Source organism: Bradyrhizobium sp. 33ap4 (assembly GCF_032654765.1).
GTDB classification, from domain to species: Bacteria; Pseudomonadota; Alphaproteobacteria; order Rhizobiales; family Xanthobacteraceae; genus Bradyrhizobium; species Bradyrhizobium australafricanum.
In genome coordinates this window covers 38,812-61,784 of the sequence record NZ_JAUMTJ010000054.1, presented here as the reverse complement: position 1 = coordinate 61,784, position 22,973 = coordinate 38,812, and the positions used below count along the sequence as shown (strand labels likewise).

Annotated in this window: 21 protein-coding genes; 7 read left to right on the top strand and 14 right to left on the bottom strand. The window is 64.4% G+C overall.

Annotation, left to right across the window (positions count from 1 at the left end; genetic code table 11):
• Positions 1-549: 549 nt before the first annotated feature.
• Positions 550-1,761, bottom strand: a complete 1,212-nt coding sequence (locus Q2M23_RS32900) for a CoA transferase (protein WP_316398282.1) — start codon at positions 1,759-1,761, stop codon at positions 550-552.
• A gap of 2 nt (positions 1,762-1,763) precedes the next feature.
• Positions 1,764-2,531 (bottom strand): enoyl-CoA hydratase/isomerase family protein, encoded by a 768-nt coding sequence (locus tag Q2M23_RS32895; RefSeq protein ID WP_316398281.1) that lies wholly within the window; start codon positions 2,529-2,531, stop codon positions 1,764-1,766.
• 249 nt (positions 2,532-2,780) lie between these two features.
• On the opposite strand from Q2M23_RS32895, the gene Q2M23_RS32890 reads away from it, so the two are divergent.
• Positions 2,781-3,857 carry an AraC family transcriptional regulator gene (locus Q2M23_RS32890; protein ID WP_316398280.1) on the top strand — a complete coding sequence of 359 codons (1,077 nt, stop codon included), beginning with the start codon at positions 2,781-2,783 and terminating at the stop codon, positions 3,855-3,857.
• On the opposite strand, the gene Q2M23_RS32885 is transcribed toward Q2M23_RS32890, so the two are convergent.
• From Q2M23_RS32885 to Q2M23_RS32870, 4 genes are read right to left on the bottom strand one after another with little or no spacing between them, the layout of a single operon-like run.
• On the bottom strand, positions 3,820-3,972 hold the full coding sequence (locus Q2M23_RS32885) for a hypothetical protein (RefSeq protein WP_316398279.1): 153 nt from the start codon (positions 3,970-3,972) through the stop codon (positions 3,820-3,822). The genes Q2M23_RS32890 and Q2M23_RS32885 overlap by 38 nt on opposite strands.
• Before the next feature lie 15 nt (positions 3,973-3,987).
• Positions 3,988-5,343: a fumarylacetoacetase gene (fahA, locus tag Q2M23_RS32880; protein ID WP_316398278.1), complete on the bottom strand. Its 1,356-nt coding sequence runs from the start codon at positions 5,341-5,343 to the stop codon at positions 3,988-3,990.
• A 23-nt stretch (positions 5,344-5,366) separates the two neighbouring features.
• Entirely contained in the window at positions 5,367-7,061 is a 1,695-nt protein-coding gene (gene actP, locus Q2M23_RS32875) for a cation/acetate symporter ActP (RefSeq protein WP_316398277.1), read from the bottom strand.
• Complete coding sequence (locus Q2M23_RS32870; RefSeq protein WP_083715219.1) at positions 7,058-7,375, bottom strand: DUF485 domain-containing protein; 318 nt, start codon at positions 7,373-7,375, stop codon at positions 7,058-7,060. The genes actP and Q2M23_RS32870 overlap by 4 nt, the downstream gene beginning before the upstream one ends.
• A gap of 627 nt (positions 7,376-8,002) precedes the next feature.
• Here Q2M23_RS32870 and Q2M23_RS32865 point away from each other — a divergent pair.
• Both Q2M23_RS32865 and Q2M23_RS32860 read left to right on the top strand, forming a co-directional pair.
• Positions 8,003-8,200 (top strand): hypothetical protein, encoded by a 198-nt coding sequence (locus Q2M23_RS32865; RefSeq protein WP_076834229.1) that lies wholly within the window; start codon positions 8,003-8,005, stop codon positions 8,198-8,200.
• Positions 8,201-8,467: 267 nt separating this feature from the next.
• Complete coding sequence (locus Q2M23_RS32860; protein ID WP_158074243.1) at positions 8,468-8,632, top strand: hypothetical protein; 165 nt, start codon at positions 8,468-8,470, stop codon at positions 8,630-8,632.
• 300 nt (positions 8,633-8,932) lie between these two features.
• On the opposite strand, the gene Q2M23_RS32855 is transcribed toward Q2M23_RS32860, so the two are convergent.
• The 6 genes from Q2M23_RS32855 to Q2M23_RS32830 are packed head-to-tail and all read right to left on the bottom strand — an operon-like array spanning position 8,933 to position 16,354.
• The gene (locus Q2M23_RS32855) at positions 8,933-10,159 is read right to left on the bottom strand and encodes a Zn-dependent hydrolase (RefSeq protein ID WP_316398276.1); all 1,227 of its coding nucleotides are present in this window, start codon (positions 10,157-10,159) and stop codon (positions 8,933-8,935) included.
• Entirely contained in the window at positions 10,156-10,986 is an 831-nt protein-coding gene (locus Q2M23_RS32850) for a type 1 glutamine amidotransferase (protein WP_057020602.1), read from the bottom strand. Before Q2M23_RS32850 ends, Q2M23_RS32855 begins: the two co-directional genes overlap by 4 nt.
• Before the next feature lie 3 nt (positions 10,987-10,989).
• Positions 10,990-12,162, bottom strand: a complete 1,173-nt coding sequence (locus Q2M23_RS32845; protein ID WP_168856093.1) for an iron-containing alcohol dehydrogenase — start codon at positions 12,160-12,162, stop codon at positions 10,990-10,992.
• A gap of 9 nt (positions 12,163-12,171) precedes the next feature.
• Positions 12,172-13,557 (bottom strand): aldehyde dehydrogenase family protein, encoded by a 1,386-nt coding sequence (locus Q2M23_RS32840; RefSeq protein ID WP_057020604.1) that lies wholly within the window; start codon positions 13,555-13,557, stop codon positions 12,172-12,174.
• Positions 13,558-13,592: 35 nt separating this feature from the next.
• Complete coding sequence (locus Q2M23_RS32835; protein ID WP_076834294.1) at positions 13,593-14,960, bottom strand: glutamine synthetase family protein; 1,368 nt, start codon at positions 14,958-14,960, stop codon at positions 13,593-13,595.
• Between the two features lie 50 nt (positions 14,961-15,010).
• Entirely contained in the window at positions 15,011-16,354 is a 1,344-nt protein-coding gene (locus tag Q2M23_RS32830; RefSeq protein WP_253589682.1) for an aspartate aminotransferase family protein, read from the bottom strand.
• Between the two features lie 352 nt (positions 16,355-16,706).
• Between Q2M23_RS32830 and Q2M23_RS32825 the strand changes: the two genes are divergently transcribed.
• From Q2M23_RS32825 to Q2M23_RS32815, 3 genes are all read left to right on the top strand, one after another.
• A complete protein-coding gene (locus tag Q2M23_RS32825; RefSeq protein WP_253589681.1) occupies positions 16,707-17,528 on the top strand; it encodes a DeoR/GlpR family DNA-binding transcription regulator in 822 nt (273 codons plus the stop codon).
• A gap of 13 nt (positions 17,529-17,541) precedes the next feature.
• Positions 17,542-18,567 carry a helix-turn-helix domain-containing protein gene (locus Q2M23_RS32820; RefSeq protein ID WP_310885663.1) on the top strand — a complete coding sequence of 342 codons (1,026 nt, stop codon included), beginning with the start codon at positions 17,542-17,544 and terminating at the stop codon, positions 18,565-18,567.
• Positions 18,568-18,634: 67 nt separating this feature from the next.
• Entirely contained in the window at positions 18,635-19,426 is a 792-nt protein-coding gene (locus tag Q2M23_RS32815) for an inositol monophosphatase family protein (protein ID WP_168856097.1), read from the top strand.
• Between the two features lie 26 nt (positions 19,427-19,452).
• On the opposite strand, the gene Q2M23_RS32810 is transcribed toward Q2M23_RS32815, so the two are convergent.
• Positions 19,453-20,409, bottom strand: coding sequence for a choline/ethanolamine kinase family protein (locus Q2M23_RS32810; protein WP_168856098.1), 957 nt, complete (start codon positions 20,407-20,409; stop codon positions 19,453-19,455).
• The gene (locus Q2M23_RS32805) at positions 20,406-21,362 is read right to left on the bottom strand and encodes a phosphotransferase family protein (protein WP_063790183.1); all 957 of its coding nucleotides are present in this window, start codon (positions 21,360-21,362) and stop codon (positions 20,406-20,408) included. Before Q2M23_RS32805 ends, Q2M23_RS32810 begins: the two co-directional genes overlap by 4 nt.
• Positions 21,363-21,563: 201 nt before the next feature.
• Between Q2M23_RS32805 and Q2M23_RS32800 the strand changes: the two genes are divergently transcribed.
• Positions 21,564-22,970, top strand: coding sequence for an amidase (locus Q2M23_RS32800; protein WP_316398275.1), 1,407 nt, complete (start codon positions 21,564-21,566; stop codon positions 22,968-22,970).
• The last annotated feature ends 3 nt before the right edge of the window (positions 22,971-22,973 follow it).

The following is a 22,973-nucleotide window of genomic DNA, read 5'->3' as shown; positions in this document are numbered from 1 at the left end:
CAGGCTCGTTGGCCACTTCTACATCCACAATGGCGACGATTCAGCCTTCGTTTGCGAACGCGGCTGAGTTCTTCAACAGCCTGCTAGTAAACGAAAAGCTATGCTGCAAGAGCAGAATATGTAAGCGCGACGTGGCCGAGGCCCGCTGTGTCGGACGAACATGCACGCTGTGGCTTCGAGCAGAAAAGAGCACCGCAATCTGACGATGACTACGACGAGTTCGATAGCATGGATCGTTGTTGCTTCTGCCGAGACGGAGCGGACGAGATTGGACTGTTCAGCGGCCGCAGTCCAAAATGCAAAAAGCTGCGATGTGGGGCCCAGGTTCAACTCGTGGACATGCAACCATCTCAAATTACTCTTCGAGGCCGTGGCCTAAAGCCACTGCGAGAGGGTTGAAACCAGTTAGCTGCCGGCCTGCGGAGGCTCGCGTCGCGAAATGTCGGTTGCGGAAAGTGCCGAGAAGGTCGGAGCGGATCGCTTGATGTCGTCGGATACCTCCTCCATCCAATTGAAGCGATCTTTTTGCCATGCCCGGACAAGCTCCGCCTATCGCCGGCTGAGCAGGATGTTGCGGTGCTGCAGATCCTTGATCCTCTCGGGCGCAAAGTCGAGCTGGCCAAGGACGTCTTCATTGTGCTCACCCTGATAGGCCGGCATGCCGGGCGACGGCAGTTCCGAGCGGCTGAAGATCCAGGGATTGCCCGGCATTCGGACCAATCCGCCGGCCCGGTCATCGACCTCGACCACGGCATTCCACTCCTTGGCCCAATCGGTCTCCACGAACTCGTTGACGGTGCGCACGCGCCCAACCGCGAGCCCGGCTTCACTGACCTGCGCCTGCAACTGCTCGAGATTCTCGAACGTCGTAATCCAGGCGCGGATTTCGGCGAGCAACGGCGCGAGGTTCTGCCGGCGCAGGCTAGCGGTGGCGTAGCGGGCATCGGCCAGCAAATCGCTTCGCCGCATCATCGCGCAGTAGCGCGTGAACATCGGTGAATAGATCGGGCTGGCGGCGATCGTCAGGCGGGTGCCGTCGGACATCTCGAAGATGTGCGACTCATTAGCCGACAGCGCGATAGGCTCGCCGTCGGTGTCGATCCCCGACATCATCGCGCCGGCGCGCTCGTTGACCGACAGCATCGTCGCAGCCATCGACACGTCGACGTGCTGTCCCTCGCCGGTGCGGTTGCGATGCTGGAGCGCGGCGAGCACGGCGATCACGCCCTGCAGCCCGGTATAGACATCGGCATGGCTGCATGAATCGCCGCGTGGCTCCGACAATGCCGCACCGAAATGGTCCTGCACGATCGAGGTCAGGCCGGTCTCGGCCTGCACCGTAGGCGCAAAGGCCGGCCGGTTGCGCCAGGAGGTCGACTGCCCGTAGCCGCTCAGCGAGACATAGATGATGCCGGGGTTGAAGGTACGGACGTCGTCGTAGCTGAAGCCGAACCGCGCCAAGGTGCCGGGACGGAAATTCTCGACGATGACGTCGGCCCCCCTACACAGGCGGGTGACTATCTCGCGTCCCTCAACATAGTTCAGGTCGATGCTGAGATTCCGCTTGCCGGCGTTCTGCTGCACGAAATAGAGACCCATACCACCGACGTAAGGCAGTCCGGCGCGGCCAATGTCGCCGGACGGCGGCTCGATCTTGGTGACCTCGGCGCCGAGGTCACGCAGCGCCTTGGTGCAATGCGGACCGGCCAGCACGCGAGTGAAATCGACCACCCGCAATCCCTGAAGAGGCGCAGCCGACATCGTCAGTCTCCCTCGAAGACAGCTGTTGCCGGGCCCGACGCGAAGAAGGCGTCGGCGCCGCGCTGGCGATCCCTGGCCTTCCAGATCATGTCGTTGATCTCGACCTGTCGCGCGTCGGCAGCGGCGACGCCGCCGCGCGCCTGCAGGTTCGCCTGCATCTTGATGCCCGCGATGACCTTGGTCGGGCCAGCGGCGAGCTGTCGGGCCATGGTCATCGATGACGCGCCCAATTCGGCTTCCGGGACGACGAGGTTGATGATGCCCCAGCGTTCGAACGCCTCGGGAGTGTGACGGCGGCCGAGCATCGCGATCTCCTTGGCCCGCGCGATGCCGGCGCGTTGCGCGATGCGCTGCGTGCCGCCGAGCAGCGGCAGCAACCCGACCGCAACCTCGACCTGGCCGAGGAACGCGGTGTTCGCTGCGATAATCATGTCGCAGGTCAGCGCGAGCTCAAGCCCGCCGCCAAGCACGCCGCCATTGACGGCGGCAACCGTGGGAACCGGTACATCCTCGAGACTACGCCAGATTTTTTCGAGACCGGCCTGATCGGTGTGCAGCTTGGTAGCGATTCCCCAGGACGCCATCTCCGCGCCGGCGCAGAAGTGCCGCATCGAGCTACGCAGCAGGATAGCGCGGCAGCCGGCCGCAACCACCGCGTGGTAGGCGCCGACCACATCGTTGATGAGCTGGTCGTCGAGCAAATTGTGCGGCGGCTTCGCCAGCGTCACCACGCCAACCTTGCCGTCCATCTCGTGAACTACTGTCGTCATCAGGTTCCCTCCGCTCGATACAAAAGCCGGCCGGCAGCGCTTTCGACGCAGCGTCACGGCGGTCAGACGTCTCCTCGCTGCGGGCCTGCCCGGCGCAGATCCCGCTGTTCTGATGATTTGAATGTCGTCCGTCATAACAAACGTGACAACGTCAAGCTCTGCCAATTATGATGTCGAAAATTGCCAAACGGCCGGAAGAGCCGTTCGTCGGCCCGTCAATCTGTGCCAGCCGGACGTGGAGAAAGTGCCATGAAGCCGATCAAGATCGTGATGCCGATCTCGAGCGACCCCGATGCGCCGACGCAGAGCCTGCTCGGACTCGGCGCGCTGGCCGCCGAGCTGGCGGCACAGGGCGTGTCGGTTCGGGAGCTGTTTGCGCGGACCGGTCTCGATGCTTCCCAGCTCGAGGATCCCCACGCTCGCATCTCGCACCGCCAGCGGCTGGCGATCTACCGCAACGCGATGCGGCTGGCGAAGCGCTCTGATATAGGGTTGCTCGCAGGCGCTCGGCAGCGCATCAGCGATTACGGCATTTACGGCTATGCGCTGGTGTCGAGCCGGACATTCGGCGAAGCGCTGATGTTCTCACTCGATCACATCACCATGGCCGGGCCGGCGGTCAGGCAGATCAGCTTCCGGATCGAGCACGGGACGACCGCGATCCTTCGCAGCCATGGGCTCGACCCGCTCGGCGAGCTGCTGCCGTTCGCCGCGGAATTCTGGCGCAGCTCGATGACCGCGGTGTTCAGCCGCATCCTCGAGTCGCCGTTCCCGAGCAAGAGGATGATCTTTCCGTTTGCCGCACCCGTGCACTGGCGCAACTACGAGCGGATGTTCAACTGCCCGATCGACTTCGGCGCCGATCGCATGGAATGGCATTTCGACGCCAAGGTGCTCGATCTGCCCTGCCCCAACGCGAACCCGATCACCGCGAAGATCTGCCAGCAGCTCTGCGACGTCGTCTTGACCGAGCGGCCCGGCGAATCCGAGCTAGTCAGGCGGATCAGAGCCGCCTGTCTCAACAGCCCCAGCCGATTTGCGGGCGCGCCGGAGATCGCATCCAAGCTCGGGCTGTCGCTACGAACGTTCCACCGCAGGCTGGCGGAGGACGGGCAGTCGTTCCAGTCGATCGTCGACGGGATGCGGCAGTCGATTGCGACAGAGTTGCTCGAGAACACCCATCTGGCCATCGATCAGGTCGCCGAGCGTGTCGGCTTCGCCGACGCTACCAGCTTCCGCAAGGCGTTCAAGAAGTGGACCAACCGCTCGCCGTCGGACTTCCGTCACCCTACAGCGCAGCGGCCAGCAGCGTCGCCAGACGCGTGACCAGCAGCAGCGATAACCCGACCGCCAATGTCAGGAGCTGTCCGAAGCGGAAGTCGCCTGGATCGAGCGCCGCGTTCTGGAGCTGTGCGTAGGTTAGCAGCGACTGACACTCCATATCACCCTCCCGCCATCAGGCATGGTTGTTTTCGGCAATGACGACGTCCGCCCGCCCGATCCGGCCGACGCATGAGCCGAACCCGATGCCCGCAAAACCTTCCCGGCTGCAGCGGCCGCGGAAGGTGACCTCGTCGCCGTCCTCGAGGAAGCCGCGGCGCTCGCCGCTCGCAAGCGCGGCCGGCCTCGATCCTGCGGCGGTGAACTCGAGCATGCTCGAAAGCTGCGCCGGGCTAGGCCCCGAAATGGTGCCAGTGCCGATCAGGTCGCCCGGCAGCAGATTGCAGCCATTGATGCTGTGATGCGCGATCATCTGCGCCGGGGTCCAGTACAGGTATTTGGCATTGGATGTGAGAATCGCCGCGGCGGGCTGGTTCGCGGCGCGCATCTGCGCGGTCGAGAGCAGGACCTCGAGGTGGACATCGAGTCCGCCGTGCGATTGATCGGCCGCGTCGAACAGATATTCGAGCGGACGCGGATCGCCGTCCGGCCGCGCCAGCGCCGCGACGCGGAACGGCGCCAGCGCATCCGACGTGACGACCCACGGTGACACCGAGGTAGCAAAACTCTTGCTGAGGAACGGTCCGAGCGGAAACATCTCCCAGCGCTGGATGTCGCGCGCCGACCAGTCGTTCAGCAGCGAATAGCCGACGATCTGCTGCGATGCTTCGGCGATCGGGACGGGATTGCCGAGCCGGTTGCCGGCAGCGAGGTAGAAGCCCATCTCGAGCTCGAAATCCAGCCGTTCGCACGGGCCAAAGCCCGGCGCTGCGCCCGCCACCGTGGGCGGGCGTTGCCCGAGTGGCCGTCGCACCATCCCGCGCCCCACTTGCACCGACGAGGCACGGCCGTGATAGGCGATGGGCACCCATTTGTAGTTCGCGGGAAGCGGATTTTCCGGCGTCAGCAGCGCGCCCGCCGCCCGCGCATGATAGATGCCGGCGTAGAAGTCCGTGTAGTTCGACAACCGTGTCGGCAGGTGCAACGTTGCATCCGCGATCGACGTCAGCAATTCGGAGGCGCGGCGCCTGGTGTCATTGGCCGCGCTGCCCTGCCCCAGCAGATCGGCGGCGCGGCGGCGCAGCTCCCGCATCGCCATAGGTCCGAGCGCGAACAGCGCATTGAGCGTGCCTTGCTGGAGCGCCTGGCGGATCGGCGCCGCGAGGTGCTCATCGGAACCGAGCGCTCGCTTCAGGTCGAAGACGAAATCTCCGATCGCGGTGCCGATCCGCGGCTGCGTATCGGCCGCGGTGCTGAAGATGCCAAGCGGCAGATTCTGGATCGGGAAGTCGGTCGCGCCGCCGTTAGCCGTCTCGACAAAACTCCGCCGGGCCGGGTCGTGGGTCTCGTCGAGTTGAACTGCGTTGGTCATGCTGTTTTCCAGGTTCCTCGATGTCACGAGGCTGCGGCTGCGAGAGTCGGCCGCTCGCTGGCCAAAGCCGCTCCGATCTCGGATTGGATGAACTGCGCCGCAAACGCCTCGCGTTCGCGCGCAGCGCGCTCGCTGCGATCCGTTACCGAGAACAGCCAGACGAACAGGAAGGCGAGCGGCATCGAGACCAGAGCCGGATTGTCGTAGGGGAACAGCGCCGTCGGAAAGCCGAGGACGGCGACCCAGACCGTCTTGCTCAGCACGACCAGCACGACCGACGCGACGAGGCCCGCGAGACCGCCGGCGACGGCGCCGCGCGTCGTGGTGCCACGCCAGAACATCGCCATCGCCAGCACCGGAAAATTGCAGCTCGCGGCCACCGACAACGCAAGTCCGGCCATGAACGCCACGTTCTGGTTCTCGAAGGCGTAGGCCAGCAGAACCGCAACGACGCCGATGGCCACAGCCGAGACCTTCGAGACCAGCAGTTCGCGCGCTTCGGATGCCTTGCCGCCGGCCAGCACCTGGCCGTAGATGTCATGACTGACGGCGGAGGCGCCGGCGAGCGTCAGGCCGGCGACGACGGCAAGGATGGTCGCGAATGCCACCGCGGAGATGAATCCGAGCAGCAGCGGACCGCCCATCGCGTGGGCGAGATGGATCGACGCCATGTTCGGCCCGCCAACCAGATCGGCGATCTTGTTGAACTGCCCGGATGCCGCGACATTGAAATAGCTCGGATCCGTCATAAGGATCGCTGCGGCGGCAAAGCCCAGCACCGGAATGATCCAGCAGAAATACGCGACGCAGGCCGTCGCATAGAACACCGATTTGCGGGCCGCGGCGGCGTCCTTCACCGTGAAGAACCGCATAAGGATATGCGGCAGGCCGGCAGTGCCGAACACTAGCGCGAGGCCGAGCGAGATGGCGGACACCGGTTCGGCGAACAGTCCGCCGGGGACCAGAATAGCGGCTCCCTTGGGATGGACGTGGCTTGCGGCCTCCAGCAGCCGTCCAAGGCTGAACTCGAAATGCCACAGGGCAGCCAGCGCGAGCAGCGTTCCGCCGCACAGCAGCAGCACTGCCTTGGTGATCTGAACCCAAGTGGTCGCCTGCATGCCGCCCACGATCACATAAAGGATCATCAGCACGCCGACGCCGAGCACGGCGAAGATGTAGTTGATGCCGAAAAGCAGCTGGATCACCTTGCCCGCGCCGATCAGCTGCGCGATCAGGTAGAAAAGCACAACGACGAGACTTCCGGTCGCGGCGACGAGCCGGACCGGCGTCCGCTGCAGGCGAAACGCGGCGGCATCCGCGAAGGTGTAGCTGCCCAGATTGCGCATGCGCTCCGACATCAGGAACAGCACTATCGGCCATCCCGTGAGAAAGCCGAGCGCGTAAATGAAGCCGTCGAAGCCGTTGGCGTAGACCAGCGCGGATATGCCGAGAAATGCGGCCGCCGACAGGAAATCGCCAGCGGTCGCCAGACCGTTCTGCACCGGCGTGATCGCGTGTCCGGCGGTGTAGAAGCCCGCCTTCGATCCGGTGCTGCCGGCCGAGCGCCAGGTGATGACGAGCGTGACGGCGACGATAATCAGGAACATTCCGATCGCGATCCAGTCGGGCCCACGCGCCGCCGCGGCGGACGCGCCCTGGGCCATCGCCGCGAATGGAAACACCACGCAAAGTGCGATCAGCAGCCATCTGGCGATCATCGGCCGAGCTCCCGATTGACTCTGCGCGCGAGTTCGTCGAAGCGCGTGTTCGAGCGCTGAACATAGAAGGCGGTGAAAGCGATGATCGCCGCAACCATGAGAAGGGCGAGCGCGAAGCCGAGCGGCATCGCGCTGCCGGCGAAACTCGCGCCGAGCGCGGCTTTTGCGGTCGAGATCAGCGCAATGAAGCCGAAGAACATGACCAGCGTCAGGATGGAGAGCCACCATCGCAACCTCGCGCGGCCTGAGACGAGCTCTCTGAACGCGCTATCGGCAAGGATTTTTCGCGTGCGCTCGGGCGACAGTTGTGGCATCCGATTCCTCCCTCAGAGACATTTTGCGACCGTCGCGTCCTTCCGCGTGCGTTGCGCCGCAGGGATTCGGGGCTCAGGACGTCTCTGTTCCGAGGCTCCGAGCATTAGAATCCGGACCACATCCGGCAAGGTGATATCCTGCCAAACTCCGGGTGATTTCATGCCATGCTGGGTGCGCCGCGATTGTCGCGCCATCGCCTGTCTCGACATCCCGGGACGATGCACAAGCCGGACAGTCGTAATTCGCCTGTCAGCCGACCTGCGGGCCGTCGTCGATACCTGGGCGGCAAAGCAGGACGATACTCCGGGCCGCTCTGAGGACGTCCGCCGGCTCATCGAGTTCGAGCTAACTGTATCGCCCACGGCGCTGCGCGCTGAACGGCACAGCCCCAGGGAGCGCGCCCGCGAATTGGCAGGCGACGCAATCCACAAGGTGACCGACAGTACAGCCAGCCAAGACGATCAGGCCAGCCGCAAGCGCAAGCTCATCAAAAGGCCGGAGCGGTTTCACAAGGGTACGCCGCGACAGAAATCTAAAATGATCACAGCCTCAAGATCATTGCCCCGTAATAGGATCGAAAGCTTGCTTCGCGCGTTGAATGAGTCAGCCCAAATGGGAGGTCAACAATGATTAAAGAGCGAGACCGACGGGCGCCGACGGCTGCGGAACGCGAAGCAAACAAGGCATTCAAAACTGTCAGGCCGAAGGATGCTATGACGGATTACGCCAAAGCGCAAAAAGCGGTCCATGATAATCGAGAGCGCCTAAAGGCCGAACGGCTGGCGCGGGAGGCAGAAGCGGCCAACCGCACAAAAGCAGACTAAGCGTCCCATGTGGATGATCACGGAGGACCAAAGTTTGTGAGGGTGAAATGGCCCTGCACTTCCGCCGAGTCGATACTGAACTGGAGATTTGGATCGCAAGCAGCGACGACTATTCATTCGTCATCAGCAACGAGAGCCGGAGTGGACCTGGATTGCATGGAGAGCCGGGCTTTGTTGCATCATATCGCCCCGACTTTCTGAATATGCCAGCGGCTCACGTGTCCGGGTCTCCCTTCAGTTCGTTCGCTGAAGCCGAGCGGGCCTGCAATGCGTTCCTGGGGCGCCTCATCATTAAGGGATGACTACCGTTATCCGCCCGCCGCGGCTATGGCTTCTTCTGCGGCATCGCCGTGGCCGGCCGTTGCAGTCTACGCCGGCAAAGCCAAAGAGCAGACCATCGCCGAATTCCTGCTCAACATCATCCCGAAATAATCCTTCGTGCCCGAAGCGTTTATCGGCTCGTTCAAAAGAAAGGCTTGCAGAGCAAATCGAAGTTTATCGATTGCGATACTGGTTCCGTAACTGGGCTCAATGCGCACGAGGTCCGTCATATGGGTCCAAACCGATCTCGGCGGTCCGCTTCGCCTTGGTCGGCTTTCCTCGCGAAGAAACGCGATCGTCGCTCATACGGTCTGGTTGCAGATTCGAGTCCCGCCGGACCCACCAGCAAATCAGTTACTTGTCGGGTGGTGTCCCTTCATCGCCCATTTAGGATCATCCACCCGAAATGCCTCACGCCTTCGCGGTAACCATTCTCCACAGCACCTCGGTCAGCACCGCGTAGCCCTTGTCGAGGGCCGCGGGCGCCGTGAACTCGCGCGGATTGTGGCTGAGCCCGCCCTCGCTCGGGACGAAGATCAGCGAGGACGGAACAGATTTCTGGATGGCCAGCGCGTCGTGGCCGGTGATGGTCTTGAACGTCATGGCCTTGAAACCGAGATCCGCGGCGACAGAAAGAACCAGTGCCACGCCACCGGGATCAAGCACGGTCCCCGCTCGCCTCTCGTCGGCAGCGATCGAGATACCAACGCCGATCTCGCCCGACTCACGCGCGATTCGCTTCAGAAAGCGATCGCTGATCGCCGAGACCACGGCTTCGGCCTCATGCCGGATCTCGAACCAGACCCGAACACGGCCCGCCACGACATTCGGCGAGTTGGGATAAACGCTGATGCGCCCCGCGGAGGCATGGGCGCCCGCAGTCTCCCTCGCGACCTCCTGGTACAGCGCCTCGATAGCCCGGGCCGCTGCGCGCAGTGCGTCGCGGCGGAGCGCCATCGGCATCGGTCCGGTGTGCGAGTAGTCGCCTTCGAACATCACCGATATCTTGCGCGTCATCCACGCGCCGGACACTGCGGCAATGTCGCCAGCCGCCTGCTCCAGGCGATCGCCCTGCTCCACATGCAACTCGACATAGCGCACCGGATTGTGTTCGAGGGGCGTCGTCCCGCAATAGCCGATCGCGGCCAGCGCCTCGCCCAGGGTGACGCCCTCTGCGTCGCTGCACGCATATGCATCCTTCAGGCTCAGGGCGCCGGCGAAAACCGAGCTGCCGGTCAGGCTGGGCTGGAAGCGGGCCCCCTCCTCATTGGTCCAGTTCACGACGGCGAGGTTGCGTCGCGCGGCGCCGGGATTGGCACGGCAACGCTCCCTGACGGCCTCGACCGCGAGGATTCCGGAGAGCACGCCGAAGACCCCGTCATATCGTCCTCCGGTCGGCTGGGAATCGAGGTGCGAGCCGGTCATGACGACGTCCGTGGACGCCGGCGCCAGCATCGCCACGCCAAATAGATTGCCGATCGCGTCGATCCTCGGAACAAGGCCGCGATCGGCGATCTCGTGCAAGAAGAGGTCCCTCGCCTGCTTGTCGCGCGCCGTTCCAGCCAGCCGACACACGCCACCGTCGTCGGTCGCACCGATCCTGGCAAAGCGCGCGATGAGGTCATGCAATGCGGTCATGTCTGCTCCAGCGATGCGATCCAGTTCCTCAGCTCGGTCTGACGGCAATCATGGCTCAGAATGTCGCGGTGAAGTGCCAGTTTCCAGGCGAGATCGCCACGCCGTTCGTCCGCCTCGAGCGCCGAGAGGTCGGCGGCATAACGCGCGAGCGCGTCCAGATCGGCAAAGAAACCCTCGTCAACCAGGAGCTGTCCGTAGCGCTGGATGACGGCGACGACGTCGTGCAGGCGATATTCGGGATGATACTGCACGCCCCAGAATAGCCCGCGACCGAAACGGATCTCCGCCGCCTGAACCTCGCACATGGTATTCCAGGCGGTGACGGTTGCGGACTGCGGAAGGCGGGTGACAATATCGCTGTGGATGGCCGGCGCGTCGAACACCGCCGCACGGCCAGCATGCATGGGATGAGCGCGGCCTTCAGCCGTCAGCATGATCCTTCGCGCGAATCCGACCTCGCGCCCCGCCGGGTTGAGACCGACCTCGCCGCCCGCTGCGACCGTGGCGAGCTGCAAGCCCCAGCACGAGCCGAACATTGGCACTCCGCGAACGAAGATCTCGCGCACGAGGTCGATCTGCCGCAGCGCTTCGACCTCTCGCTGGTAGATATTGAGGGCCGACCCGGTGATCGCGATGCCGTGGTAAGCTTCGAGCGGTTGCGGCAGCGCGAAGCTCGCATCCGCCGGTGTCGCGATGTCGACGACGACGCGAGGTGCAAGCGACCGCAGGACCGCCGCATAGCTCTCGGCAGGCATTGCGCCCGCCGTCTCGGCGATCCGTCGCCGGCCGGCCAGCGTGTTGCCCTCGAGAACGAGCAGCCTCAGCACGGCTCAGCTTCCAAGATCGCCTCGAATGGCGGCCAGCGTCAGCTGCTTGAACTCCGGCTCGGTCAACGGCCGCGGATTGGCACCCGCAGTCGGATCCTTGACGGCATCGGCCGCGATCGTTCCGGCGTCGGTCTCCTTCACCCCGAGCTCGGCGAGCGTATGCGGCACGCCGAGCTTCTTGCGGAAGGCCAGCAGCCAGGACAGCACGGCATCGAAGTCTTGGCTCGGCAGGTTGAGCGCGCGGGCAATGTGCGGAATCTTGTCGGCGATCGCAGCCTTGTTGCAGACCAGGACATAAGGGAAGACCACACCATTGGTCAGCCCGTGATGGGTATCGTATCGGGCGCCGACCGGATGGGATATCGAGTGGATCGCGCCCAACCCCTTCTGGAACGCGGTGGCTCCCATCGAGGCCGCGGCGAACATGTAGGCGCGCGCTTCGAGGTCGCGACCGTTCTCGACCGCGCGCGGCAGATAGTTATCGACGATCTTCATCCCCTCCAGTGCGATGCCGTCGGCAAGCGGGTGAAATGCCTTGACGCAGTAGGCCTCGAAGCAGTGCGACAGCGCATCCATGCCGGTTGCCATGGTGAGAAATGGCGAGAGACCGACCGCGAGCTCGGGATCCTCGATTGCGATCCTGGGCATCATCATGGGATGGAAGATGATCTTCTTCTCATGGGTATCCTCACGAGTGATCACACCGGCGCGGCCGACCTCGGACCCCGTGCCTGCCGTCGTCGGCACCGCAATGATCGGCGCGATGCCCTTGGTGTTGGCGCGCGTCCACCAATCGCCGACGTCCTCGAAATCCCAGACCGGGCGCGACTGCGCCACCATGAACGCCACGCATTTGCCGACGTCCAGCGCCGAACCTCCGCCCACCGCAATCACGCCGTCATGACCGCCGGCCTTGAAGGCTTCGACGCCGGCCGTCAGGTTGGTTTCGGTCGGATTGGTCTTCACGTCGGAAAACACGGCGAGCGGAATGCCCGCCTCGCGCACACGGTCGACGATGCTGGCGATGAGATCGGTCTTGGCAAGCCCGTGATCGGTGACCAGCAATGGCCTGGTGAGGCCGTTGGTCTGGCACGCCTCGGGAAGCTCGGCAATGCGGCCCGCGCCGGTAACGACGCGCGTCGGAAAATTCCAGGCGCCGGTGATCTGAACGTCCATGTGCTGCTCTCAATGCTCGATGCGAAGGTGGAACGATCTTGGGCGGGTCAACGCCTCGAAGCCGAGGCGCGACATGCCGACACCACGTCCGGTGTCCTTGAGGCCGGTCCACGCCAGGGCGGGATCGACATAATCGCAGCGGTTCATGAATACGGTGCCCGTTGCGATGCCGTCACCGATACGTTCGGCTGCGGCGGCGTCCTCGGTCCAGACCGATGCAGTCAGGCCATAGGGGCTGTCGTTCATTAGGCCAACCGCCTCCTGATCGGAGGAGACCTTCATGAGGCCGACCGCAGGCCCGAAGCTCTCCTCCATCATCACCTGCATGGAGTGATCGACGCCGACCAGGACCTGAGGCATCAGATAGGCCGTACCGATCTTGTCCGCCGGGAACCGGGCCGGATCGATCAGAGGCTGCGCGCCTTTTGCGACGGCCTCGCCGATGTGGGCGCGGACGGTATCGGCAAAGCGTGTCGCCGCCATCGGGCCGAGCGTCGTGTCCCGCGACAGCGGGTTGCCGAGCCGGTAGCGCGCGGTCAGGCCGGCAAAGGCGTCTACAAAGGAGTCATAGATCCGCTCATGCACGTAAATCCGCTCGATGCCGCAGCAGCATTGGCCGGAGTTGTAGAAGGCGCCGTCCACGAGCTGCTCGACCGCGAAATCGAAATCGGCATCCGGCCGCACATAGGCCGGATCCTTGCCGCCGAGCTCTAGCCCGAGGCTGATGAATGTCCCGGCCGCCGCTCGCTCGACCGCCCGGCCGCCGGCGACCGAACCGGTGAAGTTCACATGGTCGACCGAGCGCGATGAGATCAGCTCACTGGTCATGACATGGTCGAGCGTGAGCGTCCTGAACACCCCCTTGGGCAGGCCGACCCGGTCCAGTGCCGCCTGGAAGCGCTCACCGACCAGCAGGGTCTGCGCGGCATGCTTCAGGATCACGGCGTTGCCGGCCAGCAGCGCCGGCACGATGGTGTTGGCCGCGGTGAGATAGGGATAGTTCCAGGGCGCGATCACCAGCACGATGCCGGCAGGAACGCGCTTGATCATGCGGCGGAAGCCGGGCTGCCCGGTCGGCACGATCGGCGCCAGCGCTTCATCGCTGAGCTCGACCAGCACGCGGACGCGCTCCTCCAGGCTGCGCAGTTCGCCGCCATAGCGCACCGGCCGGCCCATCTGCATCGCGAGCTCCGGAACGACCTCGTCGTTCTGCGCCCGCATCTCGTGCAGGAAGGCGAGCATCATGGCCTTGCGCTCGGCGAGCGATATGCTCGACCATTCCTGCTGCGCTTTCCGTGCTTGCGCGAGAGCCGCGGCGACCTCGGCACCCGTTGCGACGGGCCGCCGGGCAACCTCGCTGCCGTCGACCGGCGAAATGCAGACGATATCGTTCACGTGATGTCACTCGTTTTTGGAAGGGAGGATCCGTCTCAAATGATCTCGAAGTAGCGAGCGAGCTCCCAGTCGGTGATGGCCTTGCGGAACTCGCGCTCCTCCCACTGCCGCGTCATCGCGTAGTGATCGACGAAGACGTCGCCAAACAGGTTGCGCGCCGCCTGCGAGGCGACCAGCCGGTCGGCCGCCTCCGACAACGTGCGCGGAAACGCGCGCTCGGGCGGATGCTTGCGCTCATAGGCGTTGCCGATGATCGGCTCGTCCGGTTCGATCCTGTGCTCGATTCCCCAGAGGCCCGATCCGAGCGCGGCCGCGATCGCCAGATACGGATTGATGTCGGCGGCAGCGACGCGGTACTCGACGCGCTGGCTGGCCGGCTTGCCGGGAATGACGCGCAACGCGCAGGTCCGGTTCTCGATTCCCCAGGTCGCGTCGGTCGGTGCCCAGAAGCCGGGGATCAGGCGCGAGTAGCTGTTCACGGTCGAGGCCACCATCGCAAGCAGCTCCGGAAGCAGCGCCTGCTGGCCGCCGACGAACCAGCGCATGATGTCGGACATGTCGCCGGGCCTGCCGCTCTGATGAAACACCGGCTTGCCGTCCCGGTCGCGCAGCGACAGATGCAGATGCCCGGATTGTCCGGGATAGGCGTTCGACCATTTGGCCATGAAGGTGAGCATCTTGCCCTGACGCTCGGCCCAGACCTTGGAGAAGGTCTTGAACAGCACGGCGCGGTCGGCGGCCGCGAGCGCATCGGTGTATTGGATCGCGGCCTCCAGCACGCCGGGTCCGGTCTCGGTGTGCAGGCCTTCGACCGGCATGTCCATCTCGTTGCAGAGCTTGAGCAGCGAGCGATGAAATTCGGACTCGACGGAGGCGCGCAGCATGGAATAGCCGAACCAGCCCGGCGTGAGATTCCTCAAGCCGCGAAAGCCCTTCTCGCGCACGCTGTGCGGCGTCTCGTCGAACACGAAGAACTCGAACTCCGCGGCCACGGACGGCGAGAACCCCATGCCCTCGGCGCGGTCAATGACGCGCCGCAGCAGCCGGCGCGGACACACCCCCGCCGCGGCGCCCTCGAATTCACCGAGGAAGAACAGCATATTCTCTTCCGTCGGCACATTGCGGCAGGTCGAAGGATCGATGCGCGCGGTCGCGTCGGGAAAGGCCGTATGCCAGCCGGTGAATGCACAATTGTCGTACATCTGGTCGTTGGAGTCCCAGCCGAACACGATGTCACAGAAGCTGAAGCCGGCCTCCAGCGCGCCGACGAACTTGTCGCGCGCGAGATATTTTCCGCGAATGACGCCGTCGAGATCGACGATGCCGAGCTTGACGTGGGACAGGCCCCGCTCCTCGACAAGGGCCTTCGCCTCGGCGATAGTTCGTACGCTTCTTGCATCCATGATCTTCAAATCTTCGGCTTCTGTGGCATCGCGGGCTATCGGCGATCGCGTCACGACGCGGCCACCTCGCGCAACTCCTCGTCGCACGCGGTGATGAACATGTCGGCGTGGTCCTTGCCGAAGCACAGCGGCGGACGAATCTTGAGCGTGCTGCCGAACGGACCGGCAGCACCGATCAGGATGCCGCGCCGGCGCAGGCGATTGATCAGCAGGCTAGCGAGCTCCGGTGCGGGCTCCTTGCTGTCGCGGTCGCGCACCAGCTCGAGCCCGATGAACAGGCCGGCACCACGAACGTCTCCGATGGTCATGTGGCGATTGCCGATCTCGCGCAATCCATCCATCAGGTGACGGCTGACCTCGCGCGCATTCTGCATCAAGCCCTCGTCCTCGATGACGTCGAGCACGGCAAGGCCTGCGGCCGCGGCCACCGGGTTGCCGCCGAAGGTGTTGAAGTACTTCACTTCCGCGGCAAAGCGATCGAGCAGCGCGGCGCGCATGGCGACGCCTCCCATCGGAAAGCCGTTGCCCATGGGCTTGCCCATCGTGACGATGTCGGGGACGACGCCATGGCGCGCGAAGCCCCACATCGCCGCCCCGGTTCGTCCGAAGCCTGGCTGCACCTCGTCGGCGATGAACAGTCCCTGACGTTCATGCACGAGCTTCACGGTGGGGGCCAGGAAGCCGGCAGGGTCGGCATGGATGCCATCGCTCGAAAAGATCGTGTCCACCAGCAGCGCAGCAAAGCCGAAGCCGCTTCGCTCGAGATCGGTGATCGCTGCGGCAACGCTGTCGGCAAAGCGCTGGCCGGGATCGCCGACCGGATTGCGATACATCTCGGGTGCGGGAACTGCCCGCACGTGGGGCGGCAGCGGCTGACCGGGACGCGAGGACGGCGAGACATCGGTCACTGCGGCGCTATTGCCGTGATAGGCGGTCTCCGTGACAATGAAGCCCATCCGCCCGGTTGTCACTTTCGCGACCCGTAGCGCAAGGTCATTCGCCTCGCTGCCGGTGCAAGTCAGGACCAGATGATCGATCCCGCGCGGAAACGTCGCCAGGAGACGCTCCGCATAGCCATCGACGACGTCGTTGAGATAGCGTGTGTGCGTGCTGAGCAGGCCGGCCTGACGGCTTATCGCCTCGACAACGCGCGGATGCGAATGCCCGACCGACGGCACGTTGTTGTAGAGATCGAGATAGCGCCGACCATCGACGTCGAACATATAGACGCCTTCGGCGCGCGCCATCCTGATCGGCTCCTGATAGAACAGCACCGAGGCTTTTCCGAACGAACGCAGGCGTCGTTGCACCGCCTCGCCGAGCGCTGGGTCGATTGACGACACCCGACTCTGATCGAAGGCGTTCAACGCCAGAATCCCTTTTTCCTGCTGCATCGCCTGCCTTTCCTTTGGCCCGCGGCCTGCGCGGACCAAAGCCGTCCCCTGCGGCGATCATTCCCCAGCCGTTCCACCGCGACCTTGGATCTATGTGCGAATCCCCACAACTGAAAAGCAGATCGCAGGCAAGAGACACCAGAACGTCAGACATGCGCTCCGCATTCCAAAGCCATACCTCATATGTTTCAGTGCCTTATGTGATCGCCATGATTCCTTTGCGAATTCCATAGGCAGCACGGCGCCCAAAAAATGAGGAATATGCCACACAATTGATGTGGACTCACAACATCACTTGGGGAACGATCATGGCACGGACGCTGGAGAGGTTTGCAGCCGGAGAGACAGCGGAATGACGAGTGACGCCCCTGCTGCGGCCGACAAGCGGCCACGAAAGGCCGACGGCGACCGCCTCTCGAAGCTCGCGCGCCACAAGCACATCATCTCGCAACTCACCGCCGCGCCGACGCTGCGGGCTTCCGAGCTCGCCGCCGTGCTCGGCGTCTCCGGCGAGACCATCCGGCGCGATCTGATGGAGCTTCAGGAGCAGAAGCTCATCAACCGCACCTATGGCGGGGCGTCCCGTCCCTTCGCGCTCGAGCCGGCGCTGACCGATCGCAAGGCGATCATGATCGCCGAGCGCGAGGCGATGGCCGCGGTGATCGCCGACCTGATCCTGCCGAACGAGGTGTTGATGCTTGGCGCGGGCGCGACCACGTTTCACATCGCGCGACGGCTGGCCTCACGCGCGCAAGACATCACCGTGATCACCCATGATTACGCCATTGCGGCCGCGCTAGCCGTCAATCCGTCGATCCGCGTGCTCTGCTGTCCCGGCCGCTATCACCCCACCGAAGGTTATGTGTTCGGCACGCAGACGATCGCGAACATCAACAGCTATGAGGCCAACCGCGCCATCGTGAGCGCGACCGGCATCAGCGCGCGCGGCGCGAATGATGCCGACGATGAGGCCGGTGCCATCTATGGCGCGATGGCCAAGCGCGCCGCAGAAGCCATCCTGGTGGCCGATCACGGCAAATTCGACCAGCGTGCGCTCACCGTCTTCGCACATTGGACCGATATCGATCGCCTGGTTACCGATCGGCAGCCAGAGGGAGCTCTGGCAACCGCTCTCCGTGAAGCCGGAACGGAGATCATCGTTGCGCAACCCTGAGAAAGGCCCAGCCATGGCACGCCTGACATCTGTTGCTTCCCGCGAGGAACACACCGGCCTTCATGCTGGCAACGACAAGGGCCCCGGTCCCACGCAGGATTGGCGGACCCGGATCGGACGCCTCGATCTCGAACTCGTCGGGCCGGATCACGCCTTTGCCCGCAACTGGGAACGCGTTGCCTGCATCCACGATGCCGCCTATGTGCTGGTGTTTCCGCAGACTGGATGCGTCGCATTCAGCCAGGACAGCCGCATCGGGATCGCACGTCCCGGCGAATATGTCCTGCTCAGCGAGCTCGCCTTCTACGAATTGTCGTCTGACAAGACCGCGCGCTTCCTGATGTTGCGGATTCCGGCCGCCGAGCTGCGCGGCCGGCTCGTCTCGGTTGAAGATCACATCAGTCGCCGCTTCAAGCCAAACGAACAGATGACGCACCTGCTGGCGGGCATGATCCGCAGCGTGGCCGAACTGTTCGTCGCCTCGCCGCCGCCGAACCCCCAGGCGCTCGCGACCGAAATGATCAGCTTCGTCGCGCTGACCATCGGATCGGAGGATCGCGGCGCCGCAACCGATGTGCGCAACGCGCGCTATCACCTGCGCCGCCGGATCGTCGACTTCATCGAGAGCCATCTCGGTGACCAGTCGTTGTCGCCGAAGAAGATCGCGGCGTCGAGCCGCATCTCGCTCAGTTATTTGTACAGCCTGTTCAACGACAACGAGACCACGGTCAGCCAGTTCGTCCAGACCAAGCGGCTGCAGCGGGCGTATGAAATCCTAGTCGCCGATCCGAAGGGCCGGCGGACCGTCTCGGAGGTCGCCTACGAAGTCGGCTTCAAGAACGTGTCGCATTTCTCCCGCTGCTTCAGCCGGCACTTCAAGGTGGCGCCGCGCGACGTTCGCCAGGCGCCCGTGTCGGCGCCGCAGCCGGCCGCTGGCGTGCCGCAGCCGAGGAGCCCTGCCGCCCGAGTGGCGCGGCGCAACGGATTCGACTCCCCCTATTGGGAGATCGACAAGCAGTCGGTCCACGAGACCGCGTAACGCCCGATCCCAAGGCAAGGCGTCGTGCGTCCCGCGACGTCGGCGCGCCTCCCGCCCGGAGTGACCATTGGACGACATTCAAGACAGATTATCGGCAAGCGAGCTCGCTTCGTTCTTCAACGAGCTTGCCGACGTGGCCGGACGGATCGCCGTGACGCACTTCCGTTCCCGCGTCGATTTCGAGCGCAAGCCGGACCTGACGCCGGTCACGATCGCCGATCGTGCGATCGAAATGGAGCTACGGCAGCTGATCGGTTCGCGCTTCCCCGATCACGGCATCCTCGGCGAGGAGATGGGATCGACGGCCGGGGACCGCTACACATGGTATCTCGATCCGATCGACGGAACGAAGAGCTTTATCTCCGGCATGCCGCTGTTCGGCACGCTCGTCGCGCTCGCCGACGAGAGAGATGGATCGATCACCGCCGGCATGATCGATATGCCCGCGCTGGCCGAGCGGTGGTACGGCACCCGGCAAGGCACCACCTTCAACGGCAAGCTGGCAAGGGTGAGCCGCACCACGCGACTGGAAGACGCGCAGATCTACACGTCATCGCCGGACTTCTTCACGCCGAGCGACTGGGCCCGCTACGATGCGCTCAGCCAGAAGGCCATGTTCCGGCGATTTGGCGGCGACTGCTACCAATATGGCCTGCTCGCATCCGGCCACTGCGATCTCGTGGTCGAAACCTCCCTCAAGTCGTTCGACTTCATGCCGCTGATTCCGGTGGTCGAGGGCGCTGGCGGCATCGTCCGCGACTGGCAGGGGCGGCCGCTGTCGCCGGAATCCGATGGCCGGATCATCGCGGCCGCGAACGACAGCCTGCTCGAGCAGGCGCTCGCGATCCTCAATCAATAACTGCGCAAGCCCTCCTGTCGCGCGGCTCAGACGAGCCGCAACCAGCCATCCCAGCGGGGATCGTACATTACGTCGCGGGCACGCATGTATTTCCAGACGCCGTACTTCTGATAGTCGAAATCCCAGTCCTTGAGCTTCCTGTTCACGACCGCCCATGACGCCCATTTCAGGTCGGCGAGCGCCCGGTTGAGTATCACGCGCGCGACCATCTGCGGCCGCACCTCGCCCAGATATTGCTCGATCAGGGCCTCCGTCAGATGCTCGTCGAAGAACATCTCGGCGAACAGGACGCCGAGCTCATAGCTACGCTCGTTGTTGGAAGCGAACTCATAGTCGATCAGCTTCATCGGCCTTGGGGCGCCTGATTCCGCCGAGATAAGGAAATTGCCCGGCATCGGATCGTTGAAGCACGGCACGAGATCGAGACCCGACGCCAGGAACGCCGACTTGGCCTGATTGTAGCGATGCATCAGCCAGGGCATGTCCTGCGGGAAATGCGCGCCGAGCTCCCTGCCCTGCTCGATATGTTCCTCGATCATGTCGAAGATGGTCTTGGTCTGGCCGAGCTTCGGGCCGGCATGCAGGCGGCGGTAAAGGTCGAGAACGTCGGCCTGGATGGCGGCATCGCCGAAATCGGCATTGGTGCAGGCGCGATAGCCTTCGAGGAACTCGCTGATCTCGAGCCCGTCCGTGGCGTCGAAAAAGATCACCTCGGGCGCAACGCCCATGGCGTGGGCATTGCGCGCAGCCTCGTTGGCGGTCACGCGATCGATGAACATCTCCGAGCCCTCGCCGGGCACCTTGATGAAGTAGCGCCGTCCATCGCCGGATATCTCGACCAGCCAGTTCTGATTCATGAGGCCGCCGACCAGCGGGGTATAGGCCGCCCCCTTGCCGTGCCATTGCGGCACGCGGGCGATCGCTGCCTCGATATTGCGCTCGTGGACTGTCGCTCCCTCGCCGAGCTTCCTGCGGACAGTCATGCGATCCTCCGAAGCATCTCGCCAAAGCGCGGCTCCCGGACCGTCATGCGGCAACGTACGAAGCGCCAGCTGGCGAACTTGTAAAACTCAAAGGTGTTGCGCGCCGACCGCGCGGCGAGCACGGCGCCGATCAGGCCCCAGCGCAGATCATCCGCCATGCCGTAGATGCGGGCGCGGCTGAATGCGCGCTCGTCGAATCCGCCGGCGTTGCGGCTGAAGGCGTCGCGCGCCTCCGGCTCCTGCGCGAAGGCTTCGACGAGGAAGCTGCCGAGGTCCTCCAGGGGGTCGGCCGTCGTGGCGCGATCCCAATCGATCAGGCGAACCTCGCCGGTGTCGCTGATCAGGATGTTCGAGACATTGCCATCGCCATGGATTGGCACCGGTTTGATGTCGAGTTTCCTCAAGGCATCGGCCGCAAAACGCAGCTCCTTGACCAGCCATTCCGCATCAGACGGCAGTTGCGCCTTCGCGGCCTTTGCCGCCTCGTAGAAGTGCTCGATCTCGTCGAAGACTCCCATGCGCCGCGGCAGAGGCGCCCCTGCCTGGAACAGGCGCCGCGCCGCGATGACCGCGTCGACGATCTTCGGCTCCAGCATCCGCTCCAGCGTGCCGACCCGCCAGCCACGGTTGAGATCTTCCATGACCAGAAGTCCCGCGTCCGGATCCGCCGCAAGCACCTTGGGACCGATACCGAGATCGGATGCGCGCCGGGCCGCTTCGAACGCGCAGGCAACGTCGATGTAGAGCTTGGCATCCACATCCATGTTCTTGATGAAGATGCTCTCGCCGCTTCCGTTCCTGGTGGCGCGCCAGGGAGCGCCGTCGACCCCGCGCCAGCTTGGCGAGGCGAGGACCGGAATGGCGGGCTCGATCACGATATCGCCCGTCCCCCATCCCGGGAGCCCGGCAATGTAGTTCCGGACCGTGGCGATTTGCGTTCCAGATTGGCTCATGACGACTTCTGATCTCTCGCGGGTGTCGTTCGGCCCGCCTGTCGCGGGCCTCCCGGTTTGATGACAAATTCGATCAAGACAGATGCAAAAGGGATGCCTCGCACTCCACCAAATCATGCCCTTACGGCAGCGGCACTACCCCGACAGGGGCGACTTTCGCTATCCGGACACTGATCCAGAACGCCATTTGTCGAGGCCAAGATGTCTGCTGCGGAACTGATCGGGATGAGCCTTGCGGGGCTGACGGAGGCCTACGCATCGCGCGCATTGTCGCCGGTGGAGGTGTTGCGAACCGTGCTCGGCCATGCCGAGGCGGTCAATCCCGCGATCAATGCGCTGTTCTGCTTCCGTCCGGAGCAAGCCATCGCAAGCGCGCAAGGCTCGGAAGCGCGATGGAAGGCGGGAACCGCGCTGGGTCCGCTCGACGGCGTCCCCATGACGGTCAAGGACAGCGTCGCCATGATCGGCTGGCCCTATTTTCACGGCATCGGCGCCAACCGTGCCCTGCCGCCGTCCAACTACGATTCGCCGCCGGCGATCGCGCTCCGCGAGGCCGGCGCGGTGATCTTTGCCAAGACCACGATGCCGGATTGCGGCCTGATGGCGTCGGGCATCAGCTCGCTGCACGGCGTTACCCGCAACCCCTGGGGGCTCGCCTGGAATACCGGCGGCTCGTCGGCCGGCGCAGGCGCCTCCGTCGCCGCTGGCGCCGGCTATGTTTCCGTCGGCACGGATATCGCGGGCTCGGTCCGCCTTCCGGCCGCCCATTGCGGACTGGCCGGACTGAAGCCGACCCATGGCCGTGTGCCGCATTTGCCGGCCGACACCATGCGCATGGCAGGCCCGATGGGTCGCAGTGTGGATGATATCGCGCGCATGCTGACCGTGCTGACGCGGCAGGACGAGCGCGACACCTGGAGCCTGCCCGCCGATGGCGTGCGCTATCACGAGCATCTGAAGCGCGACGTGAAGGGACTGAAGATCGGCGTCCTCACCGACATGGGCTTCGGCATGAAGGCCGAAGCTACGGTTCGCAGCGCGGTCGATGCGGCCGGCAAGCTGCTCGCCGGCGCCGGCGCGATCGTCGAGCCGTTCACCTCTCCGCTCACCGACGACGCCTATGCGCCGATCGACCTGTTCCTCCAGGTGCGCGGCTATCTCGAATATGCATCGCTGCCGCCGCATGGCGACACCGCACGCGACATCAATCCCTACGTTCGCGCATGGTGCCTTGGCGGGGCGAAACATTCGGGCGCCGACCTCTACCGGGCGCTGGGCCGGATCGCCAAGATGAAGGCGGCGCTGCTCGCGGCCTTCGAGGGCTGGGACTATGTCATCGCCCCGACGCTGCCGGTGGTGAATTTCCCGGCCGAGGAGCCCGGCGTGTCGCGTGAGACGCCGCTCGCGCACACGCTGTTCACCGCCATGTTCAACCAGACCTGCCAGCCCGCCTCCACCGTCTGCATGGCATTCGATTCCCGCCATCTACCGATCGGCGTCCAAGTGACCGGGCACCGCTTCGACGATCTCGGCGTCCTGCAGGTGACCAAGGCGCTGGAGGACATGCGCTCGTTCGCGATGGACTGGCCCTTCAAGCCACGGCCCTGAGCG